This window comes from Microcystis sp. LEGE 08355 (assembly GCF_015207185.1).
Taxonomy (GTDB): Bacteria; Cyanobacteriota; Cyanobacteriia; order Cyanobacteriales; family Microcystaceae; genus Microcystis; species Microcystis panniformis.
In genome coordinates, this window is sequence record NZ_JADEXI010000043.1 from 1 (window position 1) to 15,721 (window position 15,721).

A 15,721-nucleotide genomic window follows, 5' to 3' on the forward strand; every position below is an offset into this window, starting at 1 on the left:
GTTTTTCGAGGCGATGATGACCTTTTTCCAGACGGTAATCATAACTAAATTGAATACCATCAAATTGATGTGCTTGAGCTTGCTAAAACCAGTTTTTGACCTGAGTATAAAGAGTCGGATGATTAGCAGGGTAAGCGCATCTTAACAATCCTTGACAAAATAAACTTTATGTGAGTTGCTTACCCAGAGAGCGATTCAGGCATATTTGAGGAGAATTGGCCATCTCAATTGTTAAGCAAAAATCGACCAAATGTGAAGATTTCGTAACTATTCTGATTGACTGGTATCACTTCAAATGCCCACACAGCAAGCGGATCACAAAATTGGCCAATTGTCAATAGCGTTTGAGATGCTCTCACCCTGCGTCAATCAGCCAAAAAACTTTGGGGCCAGTTTACCAGGTGTTTACCGACAATGTGCGGTTGCTTACACAGATTTTTGGGAGTCCTATAAGACAGTAATTCCTCGTAAACGTCATCGACTGGTCGGGAAAGAAACTGGTCAAACTAATCCTATTGAAAGATTAAATAATACCTTTCGACAAAGGATTTCTCGGCTGGTGAGAGACAGTCTATCTTTCTCTAAAAAAATGGAGAATCACGTTGGGGAACCCTTTGGTATTTTATCCATGACTACAATGCACAGCAAAGCAAAGGATTAAGCCGCCATCACTACTACCGAATCACCACCTCAGTTATCAGTTATCAGTGGGTAAGTTATCAGTTATCAGATGTGAGTTTTTAATTGTGCAGTATTAAATAGAAGTTTCTTACTGTCTTTTTACTGATTACTGATTACTGACCGAATTGACATTATTAGCAGACCTAGTTACCATAGAATGCAGACACACATATTTTAAACCAACAATGAAAGCAAGGTATCAATACCGTATTTACCCAACAGAACAACAAAATTGTCTCAGTTGTTCGGGTGTGTGCGTGTCGTCTGGAACGATACCTTAGCTTACTGCCAAGAACTCTATCAACAAGGAGAGAAAAAGCCAAAATATACAGAGTTGTCCAAAAGACTAACTCAAATTAAAAAGACGACAGAAAAAGTCTGGCTGACCGAGGTTTCTTCTATTGCTTTACAACAGTCTTTGAGAGACTTAGAGACAGCCTACTCTAACTTTTTTGCATCTTGTAAGGGAGACATAAAAGTAAAGAAAGTAAAGCCTCCCAAGTTTAAAAAACGCAAATTTAAACAATCAGGAAGATTTACCGATAATGGTTTTACCGTTAATCAACACCACGTTACTTTGGCAAAAATCGGTGATTTAAAAGTCGTTTGGAGCCGTCCATTACCCCCTAAACCTTCTAGCGTCACCGTGATTAAAGACGCAACATATCGATACTTTCTTAGCTTTGTCGTTGAGATTCAGCCCGAAACACTTCCTAATAATGGGGAGTCAGTGGGAATCGATTTAGGGATTGCTACCTTTGCGACTTTTTCAACAGGGGAAAAGACAGACGCTCCTAAACCGTTAAAGAAACGATTGAAACGACTAAGAAAGGCACAGAGAAACCTTTCTAGAAAACAGAAAGAAAGTAAACGACGGGAAAAAGCCAGAAAACGAGTATCTTTAATCCCCGCAAGGATTAAAGATACTCGGACTGATTTCTTGCAGAAACTATCCAATAAAATTGTTCGTGAGAATCAAACGATAATTTTAGAGGATTTAAACACATCGGGAATGGTCAAGAATCGTAAACTAGCCCGTGCTATATCAGACTTAGGATGGCGTTCTTTTCGAGATATGCTATCGGCAAAGTCTGATAAATATGGGCGTGATTTTCGGATAATTACGAGTTGGGAGCCAACTAGCCAACGATGTTTCTGTTGTGGGAATATTGGCGGCAAGAAAGCGTTAAATGTTCGTGAGTGGGAATGTTTTTTCTGTGGGACTTTTCATGATCGAGACATCAATGCTGCGGTAAATATCAAGGTCGCCGGTGGGCAATCGGAGACTTTAAACGGACGGGTCGGAAAGCGTAAGACTTCTGTTAAAGAAGCAGTATCCTGTGAAGCGTCAACCCAGCGGTCGGTTGTTCAATTAAGTTTGTTCGATCTGCCGGTCATCACCGTCCGTTTACGGCGGTGAGGATGTCAATGTCAAGTAATTTAGCCATTTTTAGCAAAAAACCAGAGCATCAATAGAACAATAGCGATCGCCAGTCCGCTAAAAAAAGTATTTTTATGCTGCTCTAACTGCATGGGTGCGGGGGGTTCTTCTTTTTTCTGTTTATTTGTTCCCTTTTTAAATTGCGCTGTACTATCGGGAAGTTTCTCTAAATCGGGAATCTTCGTCATCCACTCATCTGGGCGTTTGAGACGGGGAGCTTCGATAATATAAAGCAGACGCTTGGCCTGTTCGCGAATTTGATAGATAGGATGGGTAATAAGTTGCCTACAGATTTCACTGGCTTTCTCCCCCTCTCCTAACCCCTGATGGGCAGAAATTAACCAAATTTGGATCTCACCCCCTGCTCGGGATCCTAAGGAAATTAAGGATAAAGCCGCATTTAATTGCTGGATACTAAGACGATATTGTCCACGCTCAAAAGCACTGATTCCAGCTTGATAAAGGTCTTGAAAAGAAGGATTTTCGGCCACGGAGTCAAGATCGAGATAAATGAAATTTTACATAAGTATAGCAACAGGTAAGAAGCAAAAGGAAACTCTCGGCCATTGAGAATGAGAATCTTGACAAAAATCTGGTACACTTTCTTTCTTGTAAACCTGTTCAAAGCTGCACCGCATGAAAGAGAGGAACTCCCTGTTACTAACTATATTAGTGATCGCCACTACAATAATTAGTTTAGTTTTGGGGATTTTATTTGACGAAAAAGCAGCTTTATTAGGGATTTTGGCAGTTCCTGCCATGGTTGCTTCTTTTATCCATCCCCGTCTGGGATTATTAGCCCTAATCATCTATCTTCCCCTCAGTAATACCTTCGCTTTGTCTGTGGTGAGAGTTTTTCAGGTAGTGGGCAACTTTATTGGCATAGAGCCATCCTATGCTCTCTACAAAATCGCCAAGGATGCCTTTTATTTCCCCGCTTTAGCGGCAATTTTAATTAAAACCAAAACTTTTAAGCAATTAAGCCCCCAAATCAAGCCTTTTCTCCTCACAGCTTTGATTTTACTTGCCAGCAGTTTGATAACTTTTCTTTTTGTCAATCTGCCCGAAGGAGGAATTATTGTGGGAATTGTGGGATTAAAAATCCTCCTCAGTTATATTCCCCTAGTTCTCTGTGGGTACTATTTAATCGAGCAAAAACGAGATTTATTCATGGTTAACCGAGTTTTAATCGTGATGATCTTAGTCTGTTGCGGTTTAGCTCTAATTCAATACTTCTTACTCGTCCAAGGTATCTGTCCTGACAATGAATTCCTCAATCAACTCGAAGTCCGTGTCCCGAAATCTGACAGCCAATTTTATCCGGATATTACCGAAAAAGCCACCTTGAAAGCTCAATGTTTTGTCGGCGGTTCATTGTTGTATAATCCCGATCGAGGCTTAATTCGTCTCCCCGGCACATTTTCCGATCCTTGGCAATGGGGTTGGTTTTTAGTATCTAGTAGCGTCATCAGTTACGCGGCCAGTTTTAGTGATCCGCAAAAAAGATGGCGCGTCGCTGGTTGGGTGGCAATGGTTTTAGTCTTGCTTGCGACTCTGGTTTCTGGACAAAGATTACCTTTTTTGCTAGTACCTTTGTTTTACTTGGTTCTGTTTATTGCTACTAGCAAAAGTAAACGAAAGTTACCATTAAAATTGGGAATCTTGGGACTGATTTCCCTGCTCGCGGTGAGGTTAATTCCCTTTATTCAGGAAAGAGGGCTAAATTTTATCGGTCGCTGGCTATATTCGTCTCCCATTGACTTTGTAGGCAATCAAATGCAGTTGAGCTTCAGATATGTACAGCTTTTTGGTTTTGGTTTAGGCAGAGCCAGCAGTGGCGCTCTTCATGTAGCGGGAGAAGAAGGGATAAGACTAATTGAAACCTACTACGCTAAACTCCTCCACGAAATCGGTATCGTCGGTTTGATCGCTTTTATGGCACTGGTGACAATTCTCTGTATTCTCACCTTTAAAGCCTATTTAAAAGTAAAAAATGCCGCTTTAAAGCATTGGGGTCTCTGTATCTGGATTTTCCTACTTTTTATTAGCTATAATCCCTACTATTATCCTCTCTCCGTCGAGCCTGTTTCTGTTTACTATTGGTTATTCGCTGGAATATTGCTAAAACTGCCGGAAATCAGCGACAAATTGGAAGATGATTGATGCGAGATTTTCCCAAAAAAATTAAGTGGAGAATTAAGAGGATTTTTATCGATAATTAAATTATCTCTCGACTGATAGGAGTTAACCGCAATGACAGCAGAAACCGTTACCTATTCCCTGGAATCTGTCCTTAAGGAAATTAAAGATAGTATTAAAGGTGTTGATCAAAAGCTAGACACCTTCCAGAAAGATGTTGATCAAAAGCTAGACACCTTCCAGAAAAATGTTGATCAAAAGCTAGATAATCTCGAAAAAAGTTTCGAGCAAAAGCTAGATAATCTCGAAAAAAGGTTTGATCAAAAGCTAGAAACTTTACAGAAAAATGTCGAGCAAAAGCTAGAAACCCTACAGAAAAATGTCACCGATGTCAAGATAGGACTAGCAACTTTAACAGAGAAAGTCGATAGTATGGATAATCGACTGATCAAGGTGGAAGGAACCCAAAGTAACCAAATTTGGACATTAATAACTCTCTTGAGTGGTTCCTTGATTGCTGTGGGGTTCCGTGCTTTTTTTATGGGCAACAATCCCTAGGCGATCGCTGTAGAGTAACGAGACTTTCTCGCTTGTACCACCCGATACCCTGCCCCCAGGAAAAACTTTTTCGGCAAGCCCCTGTTTTTTTATACACTTTATTTAAACAGTTTGAGTTATAAAATAACCGGCATGACTCAACTCACACCGCGCCCTAGTGTCTTAATTGTCGATGATTTGCCCAATAATGTGCGGCTATTGTCGATTATGCTCACCGAGAAGGGCTATCAGGTACGCAAAGCGATTAATGGACAGATGGCCCTGAATACCGTGCGATCGCTAATTCCCGATCTGATCCTCCTCGATATTAATATGCCCGATCTCAATGGCTATCAAGTTTGTGAACAGTTAAAAGCTGATGAAAAAACCCGAGAAATTCCCGTGATTTTTATTAGCGCTCTTGATGATGTCTTAGATAAAGTCAAAGCTTTTCAAGTGGGAGGTGTCGATTATATTTCTAAACCTTTTCAGGGGGAAGAAGTGATGGCCCGCATCGAAAATCAATTAACTATTTGCCGTCAAAAAAAACAACTACAAAACGAAATTAAAGAACGTCAAAAAACTGAGGAAACCTTAGAAATTTATCTTCATGCTGTCTCTCACGATCTCCGCAATCCCGTGATCGGGATGTCAATGATCTTAAATAATTTAATTAAAAATTCTCAGGGAGAAACTAAAGAAGTGTCCCTGAAGATTTTACAACAGATGGCCAACAGTTGCGATCGACAATTAACTTTAATTGATTCTCTCGTCGAAACCCGACAAAATGATCTTTGGGGAGTTTCCCTAGAACTAAAGCCTTTATCTCTCTACGAAATCGGTCAACAGATCAGTCAGGAATGGGAGTTAAGATTAAAGGAAAATCAAGCAACTTTAATTAATAATTTTCCCCCCGATTTACCTTTAGTTAATGCCGATGCTCACCATCTCTGGCGAGTTTTTGAGAATTTATTAGCCAATGCCCTTAAACACAATCCCCAAGGGATAATTATCACTTTATCAGCTAGACTAGAGGGTAATTATCTCCGGTGTACTATTGCCGATAATGGGGTGGGAATTAGCGAAACCCAGAGAAAAAAATTATTTGATCGCTATCAACGAGGCAACAATAATAATCAGATTAGTTTAGGACTAGGTTTATATCTATGTCGTCAAATTATCCATGCTCACGGGGGCGAAATTGGCATTATGAATAATGACGAAAAAGGTTCACAATTCTGGTTTACTTTGCCCTACTAAGCTGTTGACTAAGTAGGTAGATGTTCAAAACTTTCAGACACCCCCCTTATCAAGGAGGGATTAAGGGGGGATCGGCACCCCCCTTATCAAGGGGGACAGAGGGTATCTATCTTCAATTTAATTATAACCAGCTACTTATCTACACTACTCCTTAAGACTGTCTATGAGCAGGGCAGAGGCAGTTTGAGCATTTGTTTTTTCCTGTGACCAGGGAAAGAAAGGGCTAAGATCTATCTAGATCAACTATCCTGACTTGCCATGGCCGCTAATGCCGACTATTCTGCCCATTCTAGCCTTAACTTGCAACAACCTTGGCATACTTATCCGGTGGAAACCACCCTATCTATCCTCGGTAGTTCAGCTGTTAATGGCCTCAATAGGGAGCAAATCGCCCAAAGAATTAAATATTATGGCAAAAATGAACTAAAAGAACGTCCAGGGCGCAGTAATTGGCAAATTCTCCTAGATCAGTTTACCAATATTATGCTCCTCCTCTTAATTGCCGTGGCCATAATTTCCGGAGGACTGGATTTACTGGAATTGCAGCGCGGTCATCTGGCTAAAATTGGTGTTCCCTTCAAAGATACGATCGCTATTTTAACAATTGTCATCCTCAATGGTATCCTCGGCTATCTGCAAGAAAGTCGCGCCGAAAAAGCTCTGGCCGCTTTAAAAAAACTTTCCTCTCCCCAAGTTAATGTTATTCGCGAGGGCCAACGCAGAGAAATAGATGCGGTTAATCTCGTCCCCGGGGACATCATGCTGATTGAAGCGGGAACCCAAATCAGCGCCGACGGCCAAATTATCGAAGCTTTTAACCTGCAAATTCGCGAATCGGCCTTGACAGGAGAGGCAAATAGTGTTAATAAATCCGCCTCCATTGACCCCTTAGACAGGGATACTCCCCTTGGCGATCGCTTAAATTTCGTCTTTACTGGAACAGAGGTACTGCAAGGCCGGGCCAAGGTCATCGTTACCAATACGGGAATGACGACGGAATTAGGCAAAATCGCTCAAATGTTAGCAACAGTCGGCAATGAACCCACTCCTCTCCAAAAAAGAATGACTCACTTGGGCAATGTCCTTGTCGCTGGTTCTCTCATTCTAGTTGCCCTGACTATTACCATCGGCCTGATCAATGCCGGTTGGTCGGCCCTACAGGAATTAGTGGAAGTTTCCCTTAGTATGGCAGTAGCCGTCGTTCCCGAAGGATTACCCGCAGTTATCACCCTAACGCTCGCCCTAGGTACTCAACGCATGGTTAAACGTCAGGCCTTGATTCGTAAACTGCCAGCAGTAGAAACCCTCGGTTCCGTTAATGTGATCTGTTCCGACAAAACTGGGACGCTAACGGAAAATAAAATGATTGTACGGGAGATAGAGACAATTAATCGTAATTTTTCAGTTACTGGGGAAGGATATAGCCCAAAAGGACAATTTTTAGACTCCAAGCAACGGGCGATCGATCCCAAAACCGATCTAGAATTACATCATCTCTTAATTGCCAGTGTCCTCTGCAACGATGCCAGTTTAAACCTCGATAATGGTCACGATAGCATTTTAGGCGATCCCACGGAAGGAGCCTTATTAGTTTTAGGGGCGAAAGCGGGCTTAAATTTATCCCTAACCAAGCAAGAGTTCCCTAGAATCGCTGAAATCCCCTTTTCTTCTCAAAGAAAGCGAATGTCGGTCATTTGTCAAGGAGTCAATCGCGTACTATTTACCAAAGGTTCCCCAGAATTAATCCTTGAACAGTGTCTCTCCTATCAATCGGGATTAGAAAGTCTTGCTTTTGGGGATAGGGAAAAAGAACAAGTCTTAGTCGCTAACAATGCTATGGCTAACAGGGGTTTGCGAGTCTTAGGATTAGCCTATAAAACACTAATTTATCCGTCAGAATCAACTGAAATCAGCGAAGATGAGCTAATTTGGTTAGGAATGGTCGGTATGATCGACGCACCGCGACCAGAGGCACAAATCGCCGTGGCTAGGTGTCGAGAAGCGGGAATCCGTCCGATTATGATCACCGGTGATCATCAATTAACCGCTCTAGCGGTGGCTAAAAGTCTTGGTATTGCCCAAGCGGGAGCTTTAGTCATCTCAGGGCGAGAATTAGATAAATTATCACCAATTCAGCTAGAAACCCTCATTGACAAAACTAACATTTATGCCCGTGTCTCCCCCGAACATAAATTAACTATTGTCCGCGCCTTGCAAAAAAAGGGTAAATTTGTCGCTATGACCGGAGATGGGGTGAATGATGCTCCGGCCTTGAAACAAGCAGATATCGGTATTGCTATGGGAATCGCCGGCACCGATGTCACCAAAGAGGCTAGTGATATGATTCTCCTTGATGATAATTTTGCCACCATCGTCGCCGCTACGGAAGAAGGGCGAGTGGTTTATAACAATATTCGCAGTTTTATTAAATATATTCTCGGCAGTAATATCGGGGAAGTGATTACTATCGCAGCTTCACCTCTTTTGGGTTTAGTTACTCCCCTAACTCCCCTACAAATTCTCTGGATGAATTTAGTTACTGATGGTTTACCTGCTTTAGCTTTGGCAGTGGAACCCGCTTCTCCTAATATTATGCGTCGCCCTCCTTTTAGTCCCCAAGAAAGTATTTTTGCTCGCGGCTTGGGTAGTTATATTGTGAGAATTGGGATTATTTTTTCGATTATTAATATCACTCAAATGTTAATCGCTGTGCGCTTGGATCCACTTTTTGGTAATACTGGTTCATGGAAAACTATGGTTTTTACTACTCTCTGTTTAGCTCAAATGGGTCATGCAATTTCTGTGCGATCGAGCGATCATCTTACCATAGAAATGAATCCTTTGACTAATCCCTATCTTTGGGTAGCAGTAACCCTGACGACAATTTTTCAACTGATGTTAATCTATGTTCCTGCCCTGCGGGATTTTTTCGGCACTCAATTTTTAACTAAAGAAGAATTATTAATCTGTTTGGGATTTAGTACCTTATTATTCGTTTGGGTGGAGTTAGAAAAATTATTTACCCGTTGGTATCATCGGCGATAATCAGGGAGTTTTTTTCATTGTTCAGTAAACAGTGAATTGAAAACTCAAATCTGATAACTGATAAACCCCATCCACAGGGAAAACCCTTGTTTGGCTTTTTCAGCTACGATTCTTATATAGGGTTTGCGGCAAAAAGTACGGGCGAAGCATTCGGATAGAAAATCTACGGTTTCATCGATAGGTTATTGCCCGAATGCTTCGCCCCTACAGGACGCGGGCCGATGAAGACGCAAGGTTTTGAAGCACGATTCTCTCAAAATCTTGCACCTGTTTCCAGAGAAAAGCCAGAAAGCCCCTACCTTGCCTACATTTCACATTTATTCAGCAAATCCTACATAGTAATAATTTTAAGGTTTAGTGGCTTGGCCGTGAAATTCCAGTTCTCTAGCTGATTGCGATTTGGCTTACTATTAAAAACTGATTTGATCTAAGATTGAATCAGCAATATTTTATTGGGAGTATCAAACAATGGAACCAGTTTCTCTGATTGTCGCCGCCTTGACTGCCGGTGCGGTTGCTGCGGCTAAGGATACGGCGTAAAAAGGCGTTAAAGATACATATCAAGGTTTGAAAACCTTGATTAAGCGTAAGTTTGCTAATGATGCTTTAGCACAGGCAATGGTAGAGGCAAAACCAGAGGATATCAAGAAAGCTGAAGGTTTGTTAAAAGATAAAATTGTCGAAGCGGGGGTTGATAAAGATAATGAAATCACTAAATTAGCCCAAGATTTACTAGACAAGCTCCAAGAACAACCCGGTGGACAACAAATTATCACCCAAAATATCAGTAATGTTAAATATGCTGCTACCTCTGGCACGGGTAATGCTAGTATTAGCGGCATCACCGAGCATGGCACATCTAAGGATGACTGAGACTGTATTTTAATTAATCAGGATGGTTGATATGTCAGAACCAAGCGAAATTCAACAAAATATTACAGAAGCTCAATATGCTGCTACCTCTGGGACTGGCAATGCAACCATCACGATTACCAATTACTATTATCGAGAAGAAGCAAGAATAGCCCCTGCTGATTCTGCCGATGTTGCCGATGATAATCTGCCCTGTCCCTATCGTGGCTTGTTTCATTTTGGGCCAGGAGATGCAGAATACTTTTTTGGGCGCAAAAGCTTTATTAAAACCCTATTTCAGGCAACCCAAACCCGTAATTTTATCCCCCTATTAGGTGCGTCGGGAAGTGGTAAATCCTCGGTGGTTTTTGCGGGATTAGTCCCAAAATTGCAACAAGAAAGTCACTGGCAGTTTACCCATTTTCGTCCCGGTTCTGACCCTTTTCATGCCCTAGCTTTAGCATTAGTTCCCCTTTATACAACTAATCTAAATGAGACAGACTGCCTCGCCCAAGCGCGTCAGTTAGCCAATTATTTGCGTGATGGCGATATTTCTTTAGCTGACGTTGTTGCCCAAATCCAACAGAATTATCCCAGTGAACGGGTGCTGGTAATTGCCGACCAATTTGAGGAACTTTATACCCTCTGTCCTGATGAAACAATCCGTCGTAATTTTCTCGATAAATTAACTACATCCCCTTTTGAAAGGGTAGGAATGGTGTTGGTATTAACGATGCGGGCGGATTTCTTGGGGAATGCTCTTTCCTATCGTCCCTTTGCTGATGTCTTGCAAAATACCGACTTGAAATTGGGGCCGATGAACCGAGAAGAACTCACAGAAGTTATTGAAAAACCGGCGCAAAAATTGGGGGTGACATTGGAAGCGGGACTGGTGAAACGCATCCTCGATGATGTGGAGAGTGAGCCGGGGAATTTGCCATTACTAGAGTTTGCTTTGACGGAATTGTGGCAGCGGCGACAGGGCCAACAGTTAACCCATCTGGCATATACAGAAATTGGCCAAGTGCAGGGTGCTTTGGCCCGCCATGCCAATGAAGAATATCACAAGCTGAGTGAGGCGCAACGGGAACAGATGCGGCGCATTTTCATCCAATTGGTACGCCCAGGAGAAGGCACAGAAGATACGCGGCGGCTGGCGACAAAAGCGGAATTAGGGGCGGTAAATTGGGCGCTGGTGAAACAACTGGCGGATGCGCGTTTAGTTGTCACCAGTCGCAGTGAAGAGGCACAGGTGGAGACGGTGGAAGTGGTGCATGAAGCACTGATTCGCAATTGGGTGGAATTGCGGGGCTGGATGGACACAGACAGGGTTTTTCGCGCTTGGCAGGAGCGTTTGCGAGGGGCGATGGGGCAATGGCAAAAGACGCAGGGGGATGAAGGCTCATGGTTGCGCGGGGCGGCGTTGGCGGAGGCGGAAGAACAATTGAAGAAACGCCCAGAAGATATCAGCCAAAGTGAACAGGATTTTATCAGGCAGAGTCTCCAAGAGCGAGAACGGATAAAACAAGCCGAAGCAGCCCGCAGGCGGCGCGAAATTAGAACCGCTTGGGGGATTGCGGCGGGTTCCTTGGTGGCGGTGGTGGTTAGTATGGGATTGGGTTTGATGGCTTGGAAACAAACACAACAAGCGGAACTCAATCTGGCAAATGCTCGCAAGTTTTCTTCCTTATCTTTGTTTGATAGAGGAAAAGAATTAGAGGCTTTCGTTGAAGCAATTAAGGCAGGAAAAACTCTACAAAAGCAGCAGGCATCCGACAAGGAGATGATGAATGCCTTACAGGAACTTCTCAACCGGAAAAGTGAACGCAATCGCTTAGAAGGGCATGGTAGCTATGTCCATAGCGTTAATTTTAGTTGCGACGGCAAGACTTTGGTGAGCGGTAGTGATGACAAAACTATCAAACTCTGGAATGTAGAAACAGGCCAAGAAATCCGCACCCTCAAGGGGCATAATGGCCCTGTCTATAGCGTTAATTTTAGTCCTGACGGCAAGACTTTGGTGAGCGGTAGTGATGACAAAACTATCAAGCTCTGGAATGTAGAAAAACCCCAAGAAATCCACACCCTCAAGGGGCATGATGACCGTGTCAGAAGCGTTAATTTTAGTCACGACGGCAAAACTTTGGTGAGCGGTAGTGATGACAAAACTATCAAACTCTGGAATGTAAAAACAGGCCAAGAAATCCACACTCTCAAGGGGCATGATAGCCGTGTCAGAAGCGTTAATTTTAGTCATGACGGCAAGACTTTGGTAAGCGGTAGTTGGGACAACACTATCAAACTCTGGAATCGGTCAACAGGCCAAGAAATCCGCACCCTCAAGGGGCATGATGGCCCTGTCTGGAGCGTTAATTTTAGTCACGACGGCAAGACTTTGGTGAGCGGTAGTGATGACAACACTATCAAACTCTGGAATGTAGAAACAGTCCAAACCCTCAAGGGGCATGGTGGCCCTGTCTATAGCGTTAATTTTAGTCGCGACGGCAAGACTTTGGTGAGCGGTAGTGATGACAAGACTATCAAACTCTGGAATGTAAAAACAGGCCAAGAAATTCGCACCCTCAAGGGGCATGATAGCACTGTCACAAGCGTTAATTTTAGTCCCGACGGCAAGACATTGGTGAGCGGTAGTGATGACAAAACTATCATACTCTGGGATGTAAAAACAGGCGAAAAACTCCACACCTTCGAGGGGCATAATGGCCTTGTCAGAAGCGTTAATTTTAGTCCCGACGGCAAGACTTTGGTGAGCGGTAGTTGGGACAACACTATCAAACTCTGGGATGTAGAAAAACGCCAAAAAATCCACACCTTCGAGGTGCATCATCGTGTCAGAAGCGTTAATTTTAGTCCCAACGGCGAGACTTTGGTGAGCGGTAGTAATGACAATAATATCATACTCTGGGATGTAGAAAAACGCCAAAAAATCCACACCTTCGAGGAGCATGATCGTCCTGTCAGAAGCGTTAATTTTAGTCCCAACGGCGAGACTTTGGTGAGCGGTAGTTATGACAAAACTATCAAACTCTGGGATGTAAAAACAGGCAAAGAAATCCACACCTTCGAGGGGCATGATGGTCCTGTCAGAAGCGTTAATTTTAGTCCTAACGGCAAGACTTTGGTGAGCGGTAGTGATGACAAAACTATCAAACTCTGGAATGTAGAAAAACGCCAAGAAATCCGTACCCTCCATGGGCATGATAGCCGTGTCAGAAGCGTTAATTTTAGTCCCGAAGGCAAGACTTTGGTGAGCGGTAGTTGGGACAACACTATCAAACTCTGGAAGGTAGAAACAGACTCGAATTTATTGAATTTAGATGCTTTAATGGAGCGTAGTTGCGATTGGGTGCGGGTTTATTTGCACAATCCTAATTCTGGTGTCAGGGAGGAGGATCGGCATTTGTGTGATGGCATTGGTACAAAGAATTAATTGTCAGCTAAGTTAGTTCTGGTTAAGAAGATTTGGTCATGACTTCTACTATTTATCTGTTAAAAAAATGACAGGAGATACTTTATATATAAGCACTCAGGTTTTACCCGGTAATAAGATTGAAATTGCCACCCCTGAATTAAATGTGGGTGAGGTGTTTGAAGTTTTAATACTTGCCAAAACTCCTCAAGATAATAATGAATCTGATCCGTTAATAGGTTTATTTAAAATTTCCCCCAGAGGAATATTTAGCAATGATTAAACTAGCTGCATTGGTACGAATATCACCTAGTTAATGCTAAATTTATCATCATTAACCAGTAAAATAATTTTATTGCTTAAAGGGATTAATAATAGTGAATTTTTTATTAATAGTTAAACCATCCTGCATATCTTCTGAATACAAAATATTTGCATCAGAAAATAAAGCGCAAGCAATCACCAAACTATCCCAAAATGATAGATGATATTGAGTTCTCAGATTAGATGCAGATTCAAAAATATCAAGATTAAATGATATAACTTGATATTTTCTATAAAAGGAAATAATTAATTTAAACAGTTGTTTTTCATCAAGCTTATGCTTTTTAAGTAAATTACAAGAAACCTCATTAATTATTTGGGTACTGATAATGATGGACTTTTCTTTAATTAATTGTTTCGCTAATATTCTTTTAGTTTCTTCTTTTTTATCAGTGGAAAAAGCATAAAGCCAAATATTAGAATCAACAAAACAACTATGATTTTTAAGTTCTGTCATAAATTTCTTCTCGTTTCATAAATTCTAAATTATCAACCTCTATAGGATTTTCCAATAGGTATTCAATCATATCAATTTCAGTTTCACTTTTACTGAGTTGATTTTGAGCTTTAAATGCAGCAATAAGTACCTGTATCTGCTGAATTTGTTCAGGTTTAAGTCCAGTTACATTAATATTTTTAATCATGGCTACATTGGAATAATTTTTACTTTAATTATACTAATTACACCCTCTCACAATAATGCTCTTACTTTTTTACATCTTTGACTAAAATTATCGGTGTTTATGAAGAGTTATTATAGCCTAGTCTTTGAATTATAACAAAGAGAGGCAAACTCCGTCACTTACGTCCCCAATTCATCATCAATCAAAGTTTACCGCTTGGATAACCGAGAAATAACCCGTTTAAAGTCATATCCCCCCGTAAGCAAAACTAGCTCGACTTTTGTGCTTTTCTAAGCATACTGCCTAGTCAGGTTAAATAAAACTAAAGCTATTGAGAGAGAAATAAAAATCTACACTTCAACCAAATGAACCCAACTTAGAGAAGATTTAACGCTGTTAAATAAGCGTTTATCGCTAGTGTATAAATTTGCTTGAAATCGTTGAGCTAATACTAGATAATGGGCATCATAAGTAGCAGGAAGATTCAAGGTTTGCGAAATTTCTATTGCTTGGTAATGGAGGTAATGATCTCCATGAAACTGAATGGGTAAATCTAAGACTTCTGTAAGGAGGGTTTGCGCTTCCGTCTCCAAAATTTGACCAGCTTTTTTCAGACGATAAAATACGTTAGTGACTTCGTAACATAATAAAGTTGGTGCAATCACTAAATTTTCCTCGGTCATCCATTTTTGCCAGAGTTGACTGTACATTGTTACAGAAGGTTCAACCGTTGTTAAACGAACTATAAAACTAGAATCAACACAGATAAATGTATTAGTCATTATTTTCTCTATTCACTCACAATTTCTTCCATCAATTGCCGATCTCTTTCTTCTCTCATTTGATGAATAATTTCAGTAACATCGGTTTTAAATGGTTTTCCCTGACGACGTTCATAAATGGCTTTTCGAGTTGCGTCAATTCGTTCTAATGCAATTTCCCAAGAGGGGTGATCTTTGAGTTTTTTTCCTAACAATTCTTGTTCTTCTAGGGACAAGGATTTAATTGCCTTAACTAGAGATTCCACGAGTTGAATATTCATTTTTTTTACATCTTTGACTAAAATTATCGGTGTTTATGAAAAGTTATTATAGCCTAGTCTTTGAATTATAACAAAGAGACGCAAACTCCGTCGCTTACGTCCCCAATTTATCATCAATCAAAGTTTACCGTTTGGATAACCGAGAAATAACCGGTTTAAAGTCATATCATCCTGTAAGGAAAACTAGCCCGACTTTTTTAACAATTGTCGGCAAAATTTTGCTTGCTTTTTTCACGGCTTTTTGCCATAATATTTTTATAAGACTTTATATATAATGGAGTGTTGGAGTCTCGTAAAAAACGCAAAGATTCCCATTATAAGAAAAGTATAACCGAAGCCGCCGCCCA

Annotated in this window: 12 protein-coding genes and 2 pseudogenes; 9 read left to right on the forward strand and 5 right to left on the reverse strand. The window is 41.3% G+C overall.

Annotation, left to right across the window (positions count from 1 at the left end):
- Window positions 1-363 precede the first annotated feature (363 nt).
- Both IQ242_RS03920 and IQ242_RS03925 read left to right on the forward strand, forming a co-directional pair.
- Window positions 364-642 (forward strand): annotated as a pseudogene (locus tag IQ242_RS03920) (IS1 family transposase); the annotation flags it as partial.
- A 224-nt stretch (window positions 643-866) separates the two neighbouring features.
- Window positions 867-2,101: pseudogene (locus tag IQ242_RS03925) on the forward strand (RNA-guided endonuclease InsQ/TnpB family protein).
- A 20-nt stretch (window positions 2,102-2,121) separates the two neighbouring features.
- Here the strand turns inward: IQ242_RS03925 and IQ242_RS03930 are convergent.
- Window positions 2,122-2,613 carry a hypothetical protein gene (locus IQ242_RS03930; RefSeq protein ID WP_002767663.1) on the reverse strand — a complete coding sequence of 164 codons (492 nt, stop codon included), beginning with the start codon at window positions 2,611-2,613 and terminating at the stop codon, window positions 2,122-2,124.
- 145 nt (window positions 2,614-2,758) lie between these two features.
- On the opposite strand from IQ242_RS03930, the gene IQ242_RS03935 reads away from it, so the two are divergent.
- From IQ242_RS03935 to IQ242_RS03965, 7 genes are all read left to right on the forward strand, one after another.
- A complete protein-coding gene (locus IQ242_RS03935; protein WP_370582951.1) occupies window positions 2,759-4,285 on the forward strand; it encodes a hypothetical protein in 1,527 nt (508 codons plus the stop codon).
- A 90-nt stretch (window positions 4,286-4,375) separates the two neighbouring features.
- Window positions 4,376-4,819, forward strand: coding sequence for a hypothetical protein (locus IQ242_RS03940; protein WP_193959100.1), 444 nt, complete (start codon window positions 4,376-4,378; stop codon window positions 4,817-4,819).
- Window positions 4,820-4,951: 132 nt separating this feature from the next.
- Window positions 4,952-6,058, forward strand: a complete 1,107-nt coding sequence (locus IQ242_RS03945) for a hybrid sensor histidine kinase/response regulator (RefSeq protein WP_193959101.1) — start codon at window positions 4,952-4,954, stop codon at window positions 6,056-6,058.
- 258 nt (window positions 6,059-6,316) lie between these two features.
- Complete coding sequence (locus tag IQ242_RS03950) at window positions 6,317-9,103, forward strand: cation-translocating P-type ATPase (protein WP_193959102.1); 2,787 nt, start codon at window positions 6,317-6,319, stop codon at window positions 9,101-9,103.
- Window positions 9,104-9,679: 576 nt separating this feature from the next.
- A complete protein-coding gene (locus IQ242_RS03955) occupies window positions 9,680-9,976 on the forward strand; it encodes a hypothetical protein (protein ID WP_228020805.1) in 297 nt (98 codons plus the stop codon).
- A gap of 31 nt (window positions 9,977-10,007) precedes the next feature.
- On the forward strand, window positions 10,008-13,406 hold the full coding sequence (locus IQ242_RS03960) for a WD40 repeat domain-containing protein (protein ID WP_193959103.1): 3,399 nt from the start codon (window positions 10,008-10,010) through the stop codon (window positions 13,404-13,406).
- A gap of 67 nt (window positions 13,407-13,473) precedes the next feature.
- Complete coding sequence (locus IQ242_RS03965) at window positions 13,474-13,668, forward strand: hypothetical protein (protein WP_079209040.1); 195 nt, start codon at window positions 13,474-13,476, stop codon at window positions 13,666-13,668.
- Window positions 13,669-13,737: 69 nt separating this feature from the next.
- Here IQ242_RS03965 and IQ242_RS03970 read toward each other — a convergent pair whose 3' ends face one another.
- The 4 genes from IQ242_RS03970 to IQ242_RS03985 form a co-directional block, all read right to left on the reverse strand.
- Window positions 13,738-14,166, reverse strand: coding sequence for a PIN domain-containing protein (locus IQ242_RS03970; RefSeq protein ID WP_193959104.1), 429 nt, complete (start codon window positions 14,164-14,166; stop codon window positions 13,738-13,740).
- Window positions 14,153-14,353: a hypothetical protein gene (locus tag IQ242_RS03975; protein ID WP_079209039.1), complete on the reverse strand. Its 201-nt coding sequence runs from the start codon at window positions 14,351-14,353 to the stop codon at window positions 14,153-14,155. Before IQ242_RS03975 ends, IQ242_RS03970 begins: the two co-directional genes overlap by 14 nt.
- Before the next feature lie 329 nt (window positions 14,354-14,682).
- Complete coding sequence (locus tag IQ242_RS03980) at window positions 14,683-15,114, reverse strand: type II toxin-antitoxin system VapC family toxin (RefSeq protein ID WP_002803895.1); 432 nt, start codon at window positions 15,112-15,114, stop codon at window positions 14,683-14,685.
- 8 nt (window positions 15,115-15,122) lie between these two features.
- Window positions 15,123-15,374 (reverse strand): hypothetical protein, encoded by a 252-nt coding sequence (locus tag IQ242_RS03985; protein WP_002796964.1) that lies wholly within the window; start codon window positions 15,372-15,374, stop codon window positions 15,123-15,125.
- Window positions 15,375-15,721 lie beyond the last annotated feature (347 nt).

Excerpts from the sequence above, each read along its gene's own strand:
- IQ242_RS03935 (WP_370582951.1), top strand. The coding sequence starts at position 2,759 with ATGAAAGAGAGGAACTCCCTGTTACTAACTATATTAGTGATCGCCACT.
- IQ242_RS03940 (WP_193959100.1), top strand. The coding sequence starts at position 4,376 with ATGACAGCAGAAACCGTTACCTATTCCCTGGAATCTGTCCTTAAGGAA.
- IQ242_RS03945 (WP_193959101.1), top strand. The coding sequence starts at position 4,952 with ATGACTCAACTCACACCGCGCCCTAGTGTCTTAATTGTCGATGATTTG.
- IQ242_RS03950 (WP_193959102.1), top strand. The coding sequence starts at position 6,317 with ATGGCCGCTAATGCCGACTATTCTGCCCATTCTAGCCTTAACTTGCAA.
- IQ242_RS03960 (WP_193959103.1), top strand. The coding sequence starts at position 10,008 with ATGTCAGAACCAAGCGAAATTCAACAAAATATTACAGAAGCTCAATAT.
- IQ242_RS03965 (WP_079209040.1), top strand. The coding sequence starts at position 13,474 with ATGACAGGAGATACTTTATATATAAGCACTCAGGTTTTACCCGGTAAT.
- IQ242_RS03970 (WP_193959104.1), bottom strand. The coding sequence starts at position 14,166 with ATGACAGAACTTAAAAATCATAGTTGTTTTGTTGATTCTAATATTTGG.
- IQ242_RS03975 (WP_079209039.1), bottom strand. The coding sequence starts at position 14,353 with ATGATTAAAAATATTAATGTAACTGGACTTAAACCTGAACAAATTCAG.
- IQ242_RS03980 (WP_002803895.1), bottom strand. The coding sequence starts at position 15,114 with ATGACTAATACATTTATCTGTGTTGATTCTAGTTTTATAGTTCGTTTA.
- IQ242_RS03985 (WP_002796964.1), bottom strand. The coding sequence starts at position 15,374 with ATGAATATTCAACTCGTGGAATCTCTAGTTAAGGCAATTAAATCCTTG.